Annotated in this window: 16 protein-coding genes and 1 pseudogene; 4 read left to right on the top strand and 13 right to left on the bottom strand. The window is 62.7% G+C overall.

The features are described from left to right. Positions 1-22: 22 nt before the first annotated feature. The 9 genes and pseudogenes from EJ076_RS09680 to EJ076_RS09635 form a co-directional block, all read right to left on the bottom strand. A complete protein-coding gene (locus tag EJ076_RS09680) occupies positions 23-568 on the bottom strand; it encodes a S26 family signal peptidase (protein WP_109672569.1) in 546 nt (181 codons plus the stop codon). Beyond that, entirely contained in the window at positions 565-1,086 is a 522-nt protein-coding gene (locus EJ076_RS09675) for a DUF2840 domain-containing protein (protein ID WP_109672571.1), read from the bottom strand. The genes EJ076_RS09680 and EJ076_RS09675 overlap by 4 nt, the downstream gene beginning before the upstream one ends. After that, positions 1,083-2,174, bottom strand: a complete 1,092-nt coding sequence (locus EJ076_RS09670; protein ID WP_245462984.1) for a replication initiator protein A — start codon at positions 2,172-2,174, stop codon at positions 1,083-1,085. The genes EJ076_RS09675 and EJ076_RS09670 overlap by 4 nt, the downstream gene beginning before the upstream one ends. A gap of 18 nt (positions 2,175-2,192) precedes the next feature. Further along, on the bottom strand, positions 2,193-2,474 hold the full coding sequence (locus tag EJ076_RS09665; RefSeq protein WP_109672573.1) for a helix-turn-helix domain-containing protein: 282 nt from the start codon (positions 2,472-2,474) through the stop codon (positions 2,193-2,195). A 140-nt stretch (positions 2,475-2,614) separates the two neighbouring features. Further along, positions 2,615-3,160 (bottom strand): DUF2285 domain-containing protein, encoded by a 546-nt coding sequence (locus tag EJ076_RS09660; protein WP_245462983.1) that lies wholly within the window; start codon positions 3,158-3,160, stop codon positions 2,615-2,617. Then, the gene (locus EJ076_RS35690; protein ID WP_109672577.1) at positions 3,132-3,380 is read right to left on the bottom strand and encodes a DUF6499 domain-containing protein; all 249 of its coding nucleotides are present in this window, start codon (positions 3,378-3,380) and stop codon (positions 3,132-3,134) included. The genes EJ076_RS09660 and EJ076_RS35690 overlap by 29 nt, the downstream gene beginning before the upstream one ends. Before the next feature lie 134 nt (positions 3,381-3,514). Continuing rightward, the gene (locus tag EJ076_RS09650; protein ID WP_109672579.1) at positions 3,515-3,775 is read right to left on the bottom strand and encodes a DUF2285 domain-containing protein; all 261 of its coding nucleotides are present in this window, start codon (positions 3,773-3,775) and stop codon (positions 3,515-3,517) included. A 178-nt stretch (positions 3,776-3,953) separates the two neighbouring features. Beyond that, a complete protein-coding gene (locus EJ076_RS09645) occupies positions 3,954-4,280 on the bottom strand; it encodes a DUF736 domain-containing protein (protein WP_126067721.1) in 327 nt (108 codons plus the stop codon). A gap of 594 nt (positions 4,281-4,874) precedes the next feature. After that, positions 4,875-5,069, bottom strand: a pseudogene (locus EJ076_RS09635) (hypothetical protein); the annotation flags it as partial. Between EJ076_RS09635 and EJ076_RS09630 the strand changes: the two are divergent. The 4 genes from EJ076_RS09630 (at position 5,043) to EJ076_RS09615 (ending at position 8,282) form a co-directional block, all read left to right on the top strand. Further along, complete coding sequence (locus EJ076_RS09630) at positions 5,043-5,882, top strand: hypothetical protein (RefSeq protein WP_126067719.1); 840 nt, start codon at positions 5,043-5,045, stop codon at positions 5,880-5,882. The pseudogene EJ076_RS09635 and the gene EJ076_RS09630 overlap by 27 nt on opposite strands. 82 nt (positions 5,883-5,964) lie before the next feature. Next, a complete protein-coding gene (locus EJ076_RS09625) occupies positions 5,965-6,558 on the top strand; it encodes an SOS response-associated peptidase family protein (RefSeq protein WP_109672586.1) in 594 nt (197 codons plus the stop codon). An 87-nt stretch (positions 6,559-6,645) separates the two neighbouring features. Beyond that, positions 6,646-7,266, top strand: coding sequence for a hypothetical protein (locus EJ076_RS09620; RefSeq protein WP_164548589.1), 621 nt, complete (start codon positions 6,646-6,648; stop codon positions 7,264-7,266). A gap of 161 nt (positions 7,267-7,427) precedes the next feature. After that, entirely contained in the window at positions 7,428-8,282 is an 855-nt protein-coding gene (locus tag EJ076_RS09615; RefSeq protein WP_109672588.1) for an alpha/beta hydrolase, read from the top strand. A gap of 87 nt (positions 8,283-8,369) precedes the next feature. On the opposite strand, the gene EJ076_RS09610 is transcribed toward EJ076_RS09615, so the two are convergent. The 4 genes from EJ076_RS09610 to EJ076_RS09595 all read right to left on the bottom strand — a co-directional run bounded on the left by EJ076_RS09610 (position 8,370) and on the right by EJ076_RS09595 (position 14,212). After that, positions 8,370-8,639 (bottom strand): hypothetical protein, encoded by a 270-nt coding sequence (locus EJ076_RS09610; protein ID WP_109672590.1) that lies wholly within the window; start codon positions 8,637-8,639, stop codon positions 8,370-8,372. 110 nt (positions 8,640-8,749) lie between these two features. Next, the gene (locus EJ076_RS09605; RefSeq protein ID WP_109672593.1) at positions 8,750-12,016 is read right to left on the bottom strand and encodes an error-prone DNA polymerase; all 3,267 of its coding nucleotides are present in this window, start codon (positions 12,014-12,016) and stop codon (positions 8,750-8,752) included. Further along, a complete protein-coding gene (locus EJ076_RS09600) occupies positions 12,013-13,536 on the bottom strand; it encodes a DUF6504 family protein (RefSeq protein ID WP_109672595.1) in 1,524 nt (507 codons plus the stop codon). The genes EJ076_RS09605 and EJ076_RS09600 overlap by 4 nt, the downstream gene beginning before the upstream one ends. Further along, positions 13,448-14,212 carry an ImuA family protein gene (locus tag EJ076_RS09595; RefSeq protein ID WP_109672597.1) on the bottom strand — a complete coding sequence of 255 codons (765 nt, stop codon included), beginning with the start codon at positions 14,210-14,212 and terminating at the stop codon, positions 13,448-13,450. The genes EJ076_RS09600 and EJ076_RS09595 overlap by 89 nt, the downstream gene beginning before the upstream one ends. Positions 14,213-14,622 lie beyond the last annotated feature (410 nt).

The raw sequence follows: 14,622 nt of genomic DNA, 5'->3' as shown, positions 1-14,622 counted from the left end.
CACGGCGCCGGCAGTCGCGCGCTCACCGCGTTGGCGCGCGCCATTCGAAGCGGCCGTTGGCGTGCTCGTCGGTCCACAGCGGGGTGGCTCGCCCGATGATCTGGCTGGTGGAAGTGAGGCCGAAATAGCGACCGTCGAGGCTGTCGCGCACCTGCCGGTTCATCAGGAAGACTTCTCCGGTCGCGATGCGGCGGCAGCCCTGCCAGACCGGCAGGCCACGGCCGGCCCGGTCACGCTCCAGCGCCCTGCCCGCCTCGGCGCCATCGACGCTGATGGTGAGCTTCGAGCGACAGACAATTTGCCCCGTGACCGCGACGATGCGCTTCATGAGTGGCGCGCCCCTCGGCAGATAGCCGCGGTCGGCGAGGAAGGACGCGAGTGGCTCGGACGCCTTGACGGCGACAAGATCACCGATCTCGAACGGCTCGTCCAAGTCGATCGTGTAGAGGCCGATCGGCGCGCTGGCTGATGCGTTCCAGATCAGTTTGATCGGCATCGAACTGAAACCGGGATAGCCGACGCCCATGGTTGCGAGAACGCTAGCGAGGATGATCCCGGCGCGCGTCACCGCTCGGTCCTCTTGCGCAGCAGGAACGCGCGATGTTGGTCGAGTGTGTAGCTGCGCGGCGCGTGGCCGGCGGTCATCCGGTTGTGGATGTGCCGCCAATGATCGGGCGACACCAACTCAGGCTCGATGTCGAGGCGCTGGATGGCGTCGATCGCCTGCAGCACGTGTTCCACCTTGGGCCAGCTCTCGACCTTCAGAAGGATGTCGCCGCCAGGGCGCACGAAGGGCAGTGTCTGATAGGCTTCGCCACGCGCGACCGCACGCACGATATCGATGCGTGAGATGATCGTTCCGAAGTCGTTCGCCGCCCAGCGCACGAAGGCGAAGACCGTGCCGGGGCGGTAGGACAGGACGCGCCGGCGACGATCAAGGATCTGTTCGTGGGCGCACGTGCCGAAGCGTATCCAGTTCTCAATCCTCTTCTCGACCCAGGTGAGTTCGACATGGGCGAGATCGTCGAGAGAGTGCTGCGAGGCGGCGAACGCGCCGCGCAAGACAGGAGCCGAGACGCCAGTCATGAGGGTTCTCCTGATGCCGCGTTCGGGGTCTTGTCGGTGTCAAACCTGACTATGTCGCTGGCTTGTCGGGTGTGCCTGCGCACATCGCGCGCGCGTCCTTCAACGTTAGATTCGGTGTTAGAGTCTAAGTTAAGGGCACGATTTCGGCTTTGCTTTCGGGAGGTTAGGCCACGTTTGGGTTCCTGATAGCACGAGCCCGCGGTTCCCGATGGCACGACAGGTCCGGTTCCTGATAGCACGAGGCCGTCCACAGGCCTTCCACAGGAGCCGATCCGCTCGAAGGCGAGCAGCGTCCGACCGCCAATCTCCACTTCCAGAGCAAGGGTGTAGCCTGGCAGCGGCTGGCGGCGGATGATGTCGCGCAGTTCGAAGGCAAAGCGCTTGTAGGGCGACAGGCTGCCGGATTTCTGGTGAAGGTGACGGAGGTCGAAGCGCCAGCCGTCGCGCTGGCGTCCGCCATGCTTGCGCACCAGCCGATAGAGCCAGCGCTCCAGCCCGCCCGTCAGGTCGAAATAGGCGCGATCGATCGTCAGCACGAGCGCGTCATCGAGGACGGCCTGGTAGAACCAGTCGGGGACGATCAACTCGATCCCCGCGGGTTTGCCATGGCGATCGATACGCTCCTGCCACTCATTGATCCATGAGAAGCGGTGACGACGGCCTTCGGCGGGCTGACGGATTGTTGTCGAGACGGTGGTCGACTGCAGCCGATCAAGTGCGGCCTTCAGGCGTTGATAGTCGCGCAAGCTCTTGCCGCGGCCGACGAAGGTGAGAATCTCATAGGGCGTGGCGGCCATCAGGCGCGAGGTGCGAAGCCCGGTGTCGCGCGCCTCGACGATCTGGCTCGCGGCCCAGATCAGGATGTCGGCGTCCCAGATGGTCGCCATCCCATGATCGGGTACGGCTTCGACCCGGAGCGTGACGTTGCCCGCGGCAAAATCGATCGGGGTGGTGCGATGGGTCTTGGAAAGGGAGAAGAACGGATAGGTCATGAGATCCTGCGCGTCGCGTGGGGCGAAGTCGCCAGGCAGCGCCCGGAACAGGTCGAGCTGCCCGCGCTCCGAAAGGGATTGGTTTGGCGCCACCATTTGGAAATCCTCGCGCGGTCAGCGTGCGTATCGCCCGCCATGCGCCGGCGGCGTCGGTGTGTGACGCTTGGCGGGCAGGACCGATCCACGCGGATCGGATGTAGAGGTGACGGCGCCGCGTTCGGCCCAGGCCTGAAGATCGTCGACGGCATACACGACACGGCCGCCGAGCTTCCGATAGCCAGGACCAGTGCCGTAGGTACGGTGCTTCTCGAGCGTTCGGGCGGAGAGGCTGAGGAAATCCGCAGCTTCCTTGGTGCGCAGGAAGCGTGGCGGCAAGACGGCGATATCGGGTCGCATGGATCGGGCCTCCGTGGGGTTTTGGACGGCCGCTGACGTTCAGCGGTGGACGGAGACCACGGTGGCGGAGAGTAAGCTTCGTCAGGGATGGGGAAGTTGAGGGGGGCTAAAACTCCACCCCTTTTGCGCGGCCAGACCCGCTAGGATCGACGGCGATGACGCAGGATTTGCAAATAGCCGCCGCCGATCACGGCGGTGGCGCCTTCGACGAGACCGATCACCGCATCGCGCAGCGCGGAAGTTTTCCAAGGATCGGCGGCGACGCGCTTAAACCCGTAAAGGGCGATCGCAATGTCGCGGTAGCTCGCGCCATTCGAGTGGCCGTCAGCGGCCTGTATCATCAGTCGAAAGCGGCGGCGCTGCTGCGGGGTCATCCGCGTGTCCGAAGGTGTGGGGCGCCCCTGCCAGGCCCGCCAGAAACGGGTGAGTGCTTCGATCCGTCCCAACGTTTCTGCATCCAAAGGGATCAACGCCGCCAAAGGGCCGTGCGGCTCACTACCGGGCAAAAGCAGAAGTTGGGTGGCGACACCTGCACTGTGGACAATGTGACGTCCTTCCGGGCTGTCGTGGACCACGCCCAGGCCGGTCAAAGGCGCCGATCGTAAGGACGACAGGAATTCCGGCGCCGGCACGAGAGAAACCACGGCTGGATCGACGTCAGGCGACCACAGAATGTCTTGCGCCAAGGCGGACAAATCCGGCCTGGCCGGGAAATCGTAACCCCCACAGCCGCTGTGTCTCAGGGTGGAAGGGTGCTTTTTCGGCCCTTGTGGTCAAAAGCGCTTGGTAGTGCCGTTGATAGGGTTCGTGACGCCGCAGACACTCCCAGGCGAGCCCTTCGATGGGCAATGTATCGAAATAGTCATAGCTGGCATTGTCTCGCCAATGCGACGTATCCGGCCTCATCCAAGAGCTCCTCGCAAGAAACGCGTAGACCCCGCCTCAAAAGAATTCCGGGTTGCAGCGATTGGCGGAAGACCCTCGCCGGGCATCGAGTGATGCCGTTTCGGCATCACCCGGGAACGACAGGAGCGGTGGTGCTAGCTGCCGGGTTGACGCAAGAGATGGCGGTAGCCAGCACGCGCCATCCAGCGCGCTCGCGCCAGATGGCTGTCATGGATACGCCGGGCGCGTTGCGGCTCCTTGGTCAGATCAATGCCGAAGAGAATTTCGACCACCTCGCGCCAGTCTGCGCCGTCATCGGCCGCGTCGAGCAGGCGGACATAAAGCTTGACGTGTTCCCGATCGTATTCGGTGAGTTCGTCACTGGTCGGCGCGGTGTCGTCAAATGGCTCGATCATCACTTGCCTCGTCGTCACAGAGTGAAAGGCTGCATTCTATAGAAATAACAGTTCCGGCGGAGGATGGTTGATCAGCATCAGGCGATGCGGTTTCGGCATCGCCTCGGCTTGAGTGGGATGGACCGGCCGTCCGTCGAATAAGGCCCCGGCCTTTCGGGCCGGGACCTTGCGGGTTCGCTCAATCGCTTCGCCTGGCGGTCGGACGGGACCAGATGAGTGAGATACCCTCACCTTCCTCGTCGTCGAAAAGGTTGGCGTAGATCGGGGCGTTGAAGCTCGGATCGTCAAGCTTGAGACCCAGATAGTCACGGCCTTCGTTGGAGGTCTTCGACCAGGCGGCGCCGATCTCGGCGCGACCGACCAGCACCCGGTGGCTGGGAGCGTTCTCGCCGGTGGCGCGGGTGTCTGGGACGATGCGCACGGTCTTGGCCTGGACGCTGAGAGTGACGATTTCACCGGTGAACTCGTTCGAGGCGGACTTCTTGAAGGTGCCGATGGTAGCCATTGTAAGTCTCCATTTTCTGTTCCCGAGCCCGCACCATGCGGCCTCGATGGCGATCACTTGGCCGGAGGCGACTGACGACGCATCGCTTGCGACCGGAGCAACGCGGAGGACGGCGCAAGAACGACTTTCTTGTCTCGCGAGGAATGGCGGCGCTCGGGGTCCCCATGCGCTTGCCGCGTGGGGTGGGAGCCGGCAGGGGAAGAAAGTCGAGACGCGTCGTTGCGGCTTAGGCGGTCGAGGCTTCAGCTGTCCTTCGGGCAGATCAGCCCATTGAAGAGGCCGTTTGGAGCGCTCTTGGACGGATTGGCATCGGAGACGTCGGCGTCCAACGCGCCGCCAGCGCATCGCTACGAGCTTCACTGGCATCGCCTACACATCCAGGCATCGGATCCCGCGCACCTCCAGCGACGCGGCGACCGGTCGCGCTGCCGTCCTGTGAACGGGTGATAGACCTTGCCTTGCAGCATCGTCCCGAGCGAAGGCTAAGAGCGCAAACGAGGACGCGCCGGATTGCCCCATAGCTCGATCATTGGCACCCAATCCGACTGTTCCAACCTCTTCGGTGATGAGGAGGCCGAGCCTTCGTCGGTCCGTTCAATCCGCCTCGCTCGCGCGGGGTTTTAAGCTCGGGCCCGGCAGGGGCAGGCTGGCGCCGGCCATGCCCGCTACCCGGAGAAATGCCGTGACGCCGACGGTGATCGCGCCGATGAGGGAAAAGACGACCTGCCAGACTTCCGAAGGCATTATGAGCTTCGCGATGCCATGGGTGGCATGGTATCCGGCAACGACCGGCAGGCCCTCTCTCCATCAGCTCTTTCCGCACGGAACGAAATTCCCACGCAGCAATTATCGATGCAAACCAAGCGTGGATGTTGCATGCCGAGGTTCCATGAGACATGGCAAGTTGAGCCGCACGGCCGTTTGGAAACGGTTGCTGACGGTCTCTTGACGGTCAGCGGCGAAATCCAGATGCCGCTTGGCCATTTTCCGCGACGAATGACGGTCATCGGCTTGACGGGAGACCGCACCGCGATCTGGAGCTGCATCCCCCTTGCCGAACCGGAAATGCAGGAGATTGAAGCGCTCGGCGATCCAGCCTTTCTCATCGTGCCAGGCCCTGGCCATCGGCTCGACATCAAGCCTTGGAAGCTTCGCTATCCCCGAGCGAAAATTGTCTGCCCGCCGGGGGCGCGGGAAGCCGTGGAGAAAGTTGTCAAAGTCGATTCAACTGCGAATATCTTCGATGATCCTTCCGTTCGCATGGAGACGGTGCCGGGTGTGGCCGAAAAGGAAGCGGCGCTGCTCGTGCGCCGCGACGGCAGTACAACCCTTGTTGTCAACGACATCCTAGCCAATGTCCGCCACCCCCATGGGATTGGTGCCCACATCATGGCGCGTGTGCTTGGCTTTGGCGTTGACCGGCCCAGCATGCCGCGTGTTGGCAGGTGGTTCTTTGTCAAGGACGGCAAGGCGCTGGGCGCGGCTTTCCGCAAATGGTCTGATGAGCCCGACCTTGAGCGCATCATTGTAAGCCATGGAGATGTCATCACCGACAAACCGCGCAAGGTGCTTGAGCGGGTCGCCCAGGATTTCGGGGCATAGCAAAAATTTGTAGCCGGTGGCGTTGCGGGCAAGCCGCGCTATTTTGCATAACTCCGCAACTGACCGAACGCGTGGGGCAGCTATGTGCAATGACTATGAGCAGCATATCGCCTGGGCTGAATATTGTCGCATGATGCAATCGCTGGCGCTCGACATTCCCACCCATCAAACCGAACTGGATTTGCCGCAGGCAGATGACATCCGCATCAGTGAGCCCGCGCCGATCTTGCGCGCCGCCGGCGGCACGATCGAGCTCACGCGCATGACCTTTGCCTTTCCGCCGTCCGGGCCCAAAGGCGGGCCGGTCTTCAACTTCCGCTCCGAGGGTCGGAATTTCGCCAACAGCAAGCGCTGCCTTATTCCGGCATCGGCTTTCTTCGAATTCACCGGAAAGAAGTCACCAAAGGCGAAGCATCGCTTCACCCTCAACGGCACCCCGTTTATGGCAATCGCCGGCCTGTGGCGCGATGGCGAAGGCAACAAGCCACCCACATTCGCGATGCTGACGACGGAACCTGGCCCAGACGTGGCACCCATCCACAATCGGCAGATTGTGGTGCTCCGCCCGCAGGATTGGGCGGCGTGGATCCATCTCACCAAACCCGAGGCAGAGCTGTTGAAGGCCCTGCCGGCTGGGTCGTTGGCGGTCGAAACCGTAAGAGAAGGAAGCGACTAGCTGGTGCGTTTTGCGCGAACCCGGGAGATCCTCAATGGCATCGCTGCGGCAATTGTTACCCCTTGAAATCGCAGCTCTCGCCAAGACATGAGCGCTTCGTTGCCCCTGGTTGCCGAGTGGCCACTGCCGCCAGCAGCGACACTTGGGTCGTCGGTGCGCACGAAAGGAATCGAGCGTGAAATACGTGCCCGTCTGCCATGGGCTGTGAGGAAGTACGCCAAAGCCGAAACCGGTCGCATGACATTGCGGATGGGCGAAGACGATGCCGAAGAGTTCGAGGCCGCCTCAAACAAGATCGCCAAGACGCTGGAAACCATCGAGGTGCTGCCGGTCCTGCCGCGCGAGGCCGAGGACATCCTCACAATTTCTTCGCGCGAGCGTCACAAGTGGCTCAAAGACGGACGGCTGCAAAGCATTGGCACCCGCACCGTGAAGATGCGCGGTCGATCCAAGGCCGTCACCTTCCACGTTTTCGATCCCAAGCACATCGAAGACGTTCTTGATCGTGATCTGCCAAGCCTTTGGCGCGAAGAGGATGTGCAGCAAGTCACCGAGAACAGACGGCGCGGCGCCGGTAAGGCCGCACTGACGCGAGCGGGAAAAGGTAGCGGCAAGGGTCGCGGTGCCGGGAATGACCCCAGAGATGACGCCCCCCGGCCCAAGTTGAAGGGCTGGGACGCTTTCGACGACGAGGGCCTGCTCCGTTAGATCCGTCTTGTAGCCATTCGCGCCTCCAAAAGGGGCTCTTCGTGAAGCCAGCCGGAAGCCGACGTGCCTGCAGTGGCGATTGGCCCGTCCCGAACGTCCCGAACCATTCCATCCTCAGAACGTTCTTCACGGGGACAGCCGCCAATTCTGAGGACGGATAGATGTTCGAAAACTTCGTGCTTGAAATGGTGGAAACGGAGGGCGGACCGATACGGCTTCGGCATGGCGGATCTGGGCCGCCTCTGCTTCTGATCCATGGCCATCCTCGCTCGCACATGACGTGGGGCCACGTCGCGGACTTGCTCTCAGCAGATTTCAGGATCGTGTGCCCCGACCTCCCCGGCTTCGGGCGCTCCTACATACCGCGGGACGATCCGGAGAGCAGGTTCTCGTCCAAGCGGGCAAAGGCCTCGGCGCTGGTGGAGGTGATGGAAAGATTGGGCCACCACAGTTTCTTCGTCGCCGGGCATGATCGTGGCAGTCTGGTGGCTTTCAGAATGGCGATGGACCATCCCGATCTGGTGCGAAAACTGATCACCGTGGATGGATTGCCAGTTATCGAGCATCTGGAGCGTGCCGACTGGAAATTTGCGCGCGATTGGTACCACTGGTTCTTCTTCGCCCAGCCTGAGAAGCCGGAACGGGCCATCCTGGCAGACCCAATGGCATGGTACAGCGCCTTGCGGCCCGATGAGATGGGACGCGAAGCCTATGACGAGTTGGTTTCGCTGATCCACGATCCCGCGGTAGTCCATGGGATGGTCGAAGACTACCGTGCAGGTATCAGGATCGACCATCGCCATGACCGTGAGGATCGAGAGGCCGGCCGGAAGGTGCGCTGTCCGATGCTATGCCTTTGGTCACTCGACGACGACCTGGAGCAGATCTATGGCGATCCGGTCGCAATCTGGAAGCCCTGGGCCGACAACGTGGGCGGCTCTGGAATCAAGAGTGGGCACCATGTCGCCGAAGAAAATCCAGCCGCTCTCGCAGCGGCGTTCAAGGCCTTTCTCTGAAATGACAGAAGCACCGATTGAGCTTCCTATTTCCAATCCCGCGGCATGGCAGTGCGTTCCTGTCGGCCGCCGGCTGAAGAGGAGACCCTAAGAGGCTGCTGCGCCGGCCAATTGGCCTGCAGCAGTGCACGCGAGAGGTGCGGTAGAATAGGATATGCGCACCGCGCGGTTCCTCTCGGCATCCAGCAATTCCTCCTCGCCCGTCAAGCCGTTCATAAACAACTTGAGCAGGTGCGCGGCGGTGCGCTCGGCCTCGATGGATTGAAGCGATAGACCTCGTTCCTGGCATACCGTTCGACACACGCGGGCGAGCACGTCAATCTCGCACGGCCCCAAGCACTGACCGGGATAGAACATAGCCTTTCCTCCTCGAAAGCTACGAAGGCCGAATAATATCAGCACGCCGAGGCGCCGCAAATAAATTTTGATGTTACCGGCGGACTGTGCCGGCTGCCCAGCATTGCCCCCTATTTAAAATCCCGCGTCTTCACCTTGATCTGATCGATGTGCAGATAGGGATCAATGATATTCCTCGGCCTCGGCCCCTTCGGCATGCCGCGTGGATCGGGCGTGGGGCTGCCATGATGGAATTCGTCGCCCCGCCCATGCGGCAGCGGGAAGGCAGTGTCCCGGTCGCCAACGCTGGCAAGATCGGCTGAGAGATCACTCAGCCGATGGGCGACGAGATGAACCACGTCGCCCTCTCTTTGGATGCGCCCGTAAACACCAATCATGCCGGCGCCGAGCACGACCCTGCGATACTTCTCGAAGACCTTCACCCACACGACCAGGTTGGCGATGCCGGTCTCGTCCTCAAGCGTGATGAACATCACGCCCTTGGCTGAGCCGGGACGTTGTCGAACCAGCACAAGCCCGGCTGCCTCCAGCCACTGGCCATCGCGCGCCTGCATGGCCTCGCGGCAAGAGACGATGCGCTTGCGCCGCAGGTCGGCACGCAGGAAGGACACAGGATGATCGCGCAAGGTCAGCCCGACATGCCCGTAGTCCTCGACGACCTCGCCGCCTGATGTCATGGCGCGCAATGCCACGGCTGACTCGTGGATTTCCGGCACCGTGTGGCGCGCGCGAGCCGAGGCCGCCGCAAACAGTGGCAGCGGCTCGTCGCGCAGCGCCTTGATCGCCCACAGCGCCTCTCGCCTCGCCAGCGACAATGAGGGTTGAAAGGCGTCGGCCTGGGCGAGTTCGACCAGAGATGCCGCGGGAACACCAGCGCGATGCCAGAGGTCATCTACCGACGCAAAGGGCAGGTCGGCACGTGCCGTGACGATGGTCGCAGCATCGGCATTGGCAAGGCCACGCACCATGCGCAGCCCAAGACGCACGGCGAACCGGCCCTCGTTCTCGGTGGGCTCGAGCGTGCAGTCCCAGCGCGACGCATTCACACATACCGCCCGCACCTCGACGCCATGGTCGCGGGCATCGCGAACGATCTGCGCCGGTGCGTAGAAGCCCATTGGCTGAGCATTGAGGAGAGCCGCGCAGAAGACATCGGGATGATGGCATTTCAGCCAGGACGAGGCGTAGGCGATCAGCGCGAAGCTGGCTGCATGGCTCTCGGGAAAGCCGTAGCTGCCGAAGCCCTCCAGCTGTTTGAAGGTCTTTTCGGCGAATTCGCGCTCATAGCCGTTCTTGACCATGCCGCCGATCAGCTTGGCGCCAAAGCTGGAAACACCGCCAGTGTGCTTGAACGTGGCCATGGCGCGGCGAAGCTGATCGGCTTCGCCAGGCGTAAAGCCAGCGCATTCAATCGCGACCCGCATAGCCTGCTCCTGGAACAGCGGGACGCCTAGCGTTTTTCCGAGCACCTTTTCGAGCTCGGGCTTGGGATAGACGACGTCCTCCTTGCCTTCCCGCCGGCGCAGATAGGGATGCACCATATCACCCTGGATCGGGCCGGGCCGTACGATCGCCACCTCGATGACCAGATCATAGAAGGTCCGCGGCTTGATGCGCGGCAGCATCGACATCTGGGCGCGGGATTCGATCTGGAAGGTGCCCAGCGTATCGGCCTTGCGGATCATGGCGTAGGTGCGCGGATCCTCGGCAGGGATCGTTGCGAGATCGAGACTGATGCCCTTGTGTTGTGACAGGAGATCGAAGCCGCGCTTCATGCAGGACAGCATGCCCAGCGCCAGTACGTCGACCTTCATGAACTTCAACGCATCGATATCATCCTTGTCCCATTCGATGACCTGGCGGTTCTTCATTGCGGCCGGCTCGATCGGCACCAGATCGTCGAGCCTGTCGCGGGTCAGTACGAAGCCACCGGGATGCTGCGACAAATGCCGCGGCGCGCCGATCAGCTGCCTGGCCAAGTCCAACGCCAGCCGCAGGCGGCGGTCTTCGAGATTGAGATTCAGCTCCTCGGCATGTTTCGGCTGGACGCCTTCGTCCGACCAGCCCCAGACCTGTGACGACAGCATCTTGATGAGGTCTTCGGGAAGGCCAAGGGCCTTGCCGACATCGCGCATGGCGCCCTTGGAACGATAGCGGATGACGGTCGAGCAAAGTGCTGCATGTTCACGGCCATAGGCGTCGAACACCCATTGCATGACGATTTCACGCCGCTCGTGTTCGAAGTCGACATCGATGTCGGGCGGTTCGCGGCGTTCTTCCGAGACAAAGCGCTCGAACAGGAGATCATTGCGGTCGGGGTCGATCGAGGTGATGCCCAGCACATAGCAGACGGCGCTGTTGGCGGCTGATCCCCTGCCCTGACAGAGGATGTCCTGACTGCGGGCAAAGCGAACGATCGCATTGACCGTCAGAAAATACGGCGCGTATTGCAGCTTCTCGATGAGCTGCAATTCATGCTTGAGCGTGCCGACAACCTTGTCCGGCACGCCCTCGGGAAACCGCTCCGTCGCGCCTTCCCAGGTGAGTTTCTCCAAGGCCTGCTGCGGTGTCAGCCCCGGTAGCATCCGCTCTTCGGGATATTGATAGGCAAGCTCGTCCAATGAGAACCGGCAGCGATCGGCGATCTCGACCGTCCTGGCGATCGCTTCGGGATAGCCGCCAAAAAGCCGTGCCATTTCAGCGGGAGGTTTCAGATAGCGGTCGGCATGCCGCTCGCGCCGAAACCCGGCATCGTCGATGGTGACATTGTGCCGGATGCAGGTGATGACGTCCTGCAGGATGCGCCGTGACGGTTCGTGGAACAGCACGTCGTTGGTAACGACGGTCGGCACGCCGGCCTGTCCGGCGAGGTTGGACAGATCGTGCAGCCGCAGCGCATCATTAGGACGGCGGCGCAGCGTCAGCGCCATATAGGCGCGACCGTCAAAGGCCTCGCGGATCCGCCGCAGCCAGAGCGAGCATGTATCGTCGGCCTGGTCGGGCAGGAACACCGCAACGAGGTCCTCGCCATAAGCAACAAGGTCGTCCCAATGCAGCACGCACTTCGCCTTGCCGCCACGTCCCTTGCCCAACGACAGCATGCGACATAGCCGGGAGTAGGATGCGCGCTCGGTCGGATAGACCAGGACCGAAATCTCGTCCACCAGATCGAGACGGCAGCCGACGATCAGCCTGACACCGGTCGCCTTGGCCGCCTCATGCGCGCGCACAATGCCCGCCAGGCTGTTGCGATCGCAAATGGCAAGTGCCGGCATGTCCATGATGGCTGCTTGCGCGAACAATTCGTCGCAGGAGCTGGCGCCGCGCAAGAAGGAAAAGTGCGAGGTGCATTGCAGTTCGACGTAAGACGCATTCATCCGAAGATGCCGTGCAGGAACCAGCGATGCGAACCGGCCCCGGCATCCTCGCCGTCACCGGCGCGATAGATCCAAAAGCGCTCGCCGGCTTCGTCCTCGACCTGGAAATAGTCGCGCACGGCGGCAAGCTCGGCGTCGCGCTTCCACCACTCCCCAAAGACCCGCTCGGGCCCGTCGGCGCGCTTGACTCGCCGACGGATGCCTCTCCAGGTAAAGCTCGCCGGCGGATGATCCGGCAGCAGCGCTATCGCCTCGATGAGCTCAGGCACGGCAAACAAACGAGCGGGGCGCGGCCAATGGTCTGGCCATGCGTCGCCGGTTTCCGCAGACGCGGGGGCCACCCGCCGAAACGATCGCTCGGGCACGTCGCTTGCCACCGGCGTAAACCGATAGAGCATCTCCTCGCCGACGCGATTGCCGAGTATGTCGATCAGGTCGGAAATGTCAGTATCTCGTTGCTCGATGAGTGACGAAATGGTCTGCCTAGGTGTCAGCGGTTCAGCCAGGGGCGCGGACAAACGTATCAACTCGATGCCGAAGCCCGGATCGACCGTCTCGATCTTGTCGCAGAGCAGTCGTGTCAGCCGTTTCACATCGCGGACCGGCAAGGCCGTGCCGACGCGAATGGCTTCGATGCGATTATCGACGCGGTAGAGCAGCAGATCGAGCCGCCGGGCGCCGAGGCCTTTGGTCTCGAGCTCGATACTCAGCGCTTGAACAAGCTTGCCGACACAGCGTGCGATTGTCTCGGCCGCACCGATTGGCTCGCCAAAGGCACGTTTGACCTCGACCATTTCGGCTGGCCGCACTGGCTCTATCGGCTCTGAGAGGCGGCCAGCAGCCTGGTCGAGACGGCGACACAATTCCGGGCCGAAGCGCAGGGTCAGTGGCGCGCGCGGCTGCTTCAAAAGCTCGCCTACCCTGTCGAAACCCAAAACACGCAGACCGCCGACGATCGCATCGGGCAATCGCAGTGCCGCGATGGGCAGAGGGAGGATCGCTTCGCAGGTTGCGTTGACGGTGACCAGGCTGACGGTCCGGTTGACGTATCGCGCGACAGCGTGTGCGGCGCCCCAGCTATCGGCCATCGCTGCCCGCGCCGAGAAGCCGACCTGGCTGAGACGTTCGACCATATCGGTCAGCATCATCTGTTCGCCGCCATGAAGGTGATCGGCGCCCATGGTGTCCATGACCAATCCGTCCGGAGGATCCACAGCGACCATCGGCGCGTACCGCCGCAATGCCCACAGGGCCAGCCGCTCCAATGCCTCCGCGTCGGCATCGGGCTCCGCGTTCATAACCACCAGCCCCTGAACCAGAGCCTGCGCCTTCGTCGCAGGCATTCCGACGCGCAGCCCTGCTTCCAGCGCTGCGCGATCCGCGGCAACCACCAGGCGACGGTTGCCCTGCCGTCCAACCAGCACCATCGGCTTATCCGGTGGCGGCGAGACGTCGCCCAATTTCCTTCTGAGACGGTCTGTCGACCAGCTTGGAAGGAAGAGCGAGACGACCCTTGGCATCACAAGCCTCCACTTCGATATCGAGCGTTTCGCCTCCACGAGATCGGATCAGTTCCAGTTGCCATCGTGCCCGGCCGACGCCCGGCACAGGCAGCGGTCGCGACGGCAAGACAGAAACGCGCCAGCGCGTGACGGACGCCGTCGGCTGCCCAAAATCGGCAGCTTCGGTCTGGCGGCGCCAGCGGCGGATGGCGATGCCCATCGCGCCGGAGCCTTCCGATGCAAGCTGCAAACGGCGCGAGGCCGTCATCGACAGACGGGCAACCTCAGCGACCACAGCCCCAAGCCCGACGTGCCGCAGACCTTCCTCGAAGCAGGCGAGCAGTGATTTGTCGTCACCGGCTTCGACATAGATCACCCGGTCGGGGTGAAGTCCGATCTGGGCGATTGCCGGCGCAAACAGGTCCTGACGCGTCACGCACCACAGCACCTTGCCTTGCGTCCTGGCTGCAATGCCGGCCGCAAAAAGCGACGCGGCAGCGCCATCGATTGCACCATTGCCGCCGCCGGCAACTTCATGGAGAGCACCAAGCGCCAAACCGCCCCCCGGCAGGTGGCTGTCGATCGGCGCGATGCCGAAGGGGAGCACCGTTCGTTCGCGCACATTGCCGCCTTCGAGACGCGCAATGCGAGTTCGGAGATCGGAAATGGCCGCGTTTGGCGCCGATGCACTCATCTGTCCCCTGAACGCGAAAAGCTGATGGTATGTTCCTCATTTGTTCTCTTCCTAATAAAGAGTCAATGGCATGGTGAGGTGGCGTTGCGGAAGAAACGTTGGCGCGACCGCCTCGTGACACCGATAGCGTCGTTTGCCGACAGCACGAGGCCACGATGCCGCGTTGGACGTCGCGTCGGCGACTGCCGGCGCCCAGAGGAGAAACGGCGCATAAACCGCAGTCCTATGCGCGTCCGGAATTGCGGACATTGTCGCGCGTGGGACGGAGGAAATTCGCCCCCGCCGCGGCCGGTTAACAGGACACCCGTAGGAGCGTCAGCATAGCGCCGGCCGCAGGACGGGACGCGGGACCGACTGTCCCCGTCCGCGGTGGTCCGCGTGTAGCATCGGCCATGAATGCAGTTGCCTTT

This window comes from Mesorhizobium sp. M7D.F.Ca.US.005.01.1.1 (assembly GCF_003952545.1).
Lineage (GTDB): Bacteria > Pseudomonadota > Alphaproteobacteria > Rhizobiales > Rhizobiaceae > Mesorhizobium > Mesorhizobium loti.
The sequence above is the reverse complement of the archived record's forward strand: the minus strand, read 5'-3'. Positions and strand labels throughout refer to the sequence as shown.

Bases quoted from the DNA above. Each gene is read 5' to 3' on its own strand.
- EJ076_RS09675 (WP_109672571.1), bottom strand. From the start codon at position 1,086: ATGACTGGCGTCTCGGCTCCTGTCTTGCGCGGCGCGTTCGCCGCCTCG.
- EJ076_RS09670 (WP_245462984.1), bottom strand. From the start codon at position 2,174: ATGGTGGCGCCAAACCAATCCCTTTCGGAGCGCGGGCAGCTCGACCTG.
- EJ076_RS09665 (WP_109672573.1), bottom strand. From the start codon at position 2,474: ATGCGACCCGATATCGCCGTCTTGCCGCCACGCTTCCTGCGCACCAAG.
- EJ076_RS35690 (WP_109672577.1), bottom strand. From the start codon at position 3,380: ATGAGGCCGGATACGTCGCATTGGCGAGACAATGCCAGCTATGACTAT.
- EJ076_RS09650 (WP_109672579.1), bottom strand. From the start codon at position 3,775: ATGATCGAGCCATTTGACGACACCGCGCCGACCAGTGACGAACTCACC.
- EJ076_RS09645 (WP_126067721.1), bottom strand. From the start codon at position 4,280: ATGGCTACCATCGGCACCTTCAAGAAGTCCGCCTCGAACGAGTTCACC.
- EJ076_RS09630 (WP_126067719.1), top strand. From the start codon at position 5,043: ATGGGTGGCATGGTATCCGGCAACGACCGGCAGGCCCTCTCTCCATCA.
- EJ076_RS09625 (WP_109672586.1), top strand. From the start codon at position 5,965: ATGTGCAATGACTATGAGCAGCATATCGCCTGGGCTGAATATTGTCGC.
- EJ076_RS09620 (WP_164548589.1), top strand. From the start codon at position 6,646: ATGAGCGCTTCGTTGCCCCTGGTTGCCGAGTGGCCACTGCCGCCAGCA.
- EJ076_RS09615 (WP_109672588.1), top strand. From the start codon at position 7,428: ATGTTCGAAAACTTCGTGCTTGAAATGGTGGAAACGGAGGGCGGACCG.
- EJ076_RS09610 (WP_109672590.1), bottom strand. From the start codon at position 8,639: ATGTTCTATCCCGGTCAGTGCTTGGGGCCGTGCGAGATTGACGTGCTC.
- EJ076_RS09605 (WP_109672593.1), bottom strand. From the start codon at position 12,016: ATGAATGCGTCTTACGTCGAACTGCAATGCACCTCGCACTTTTCCTTC.
- EJ076_RS09600 (WP_109672595.1), bottom strand. From the start codon at position 13,536: ATGCCAAGGGTCGTCTCGCTCTTCCTTCCAAGCTGGTCGACAGACCGT.
- EJ076_RS09595 (WP_109672597.1), bottom strand. From the start codon at position 14,212: ATGAGTGCATCGGCGCCAAACGCGGCCATTTCCGATCTCCGAACTCGC.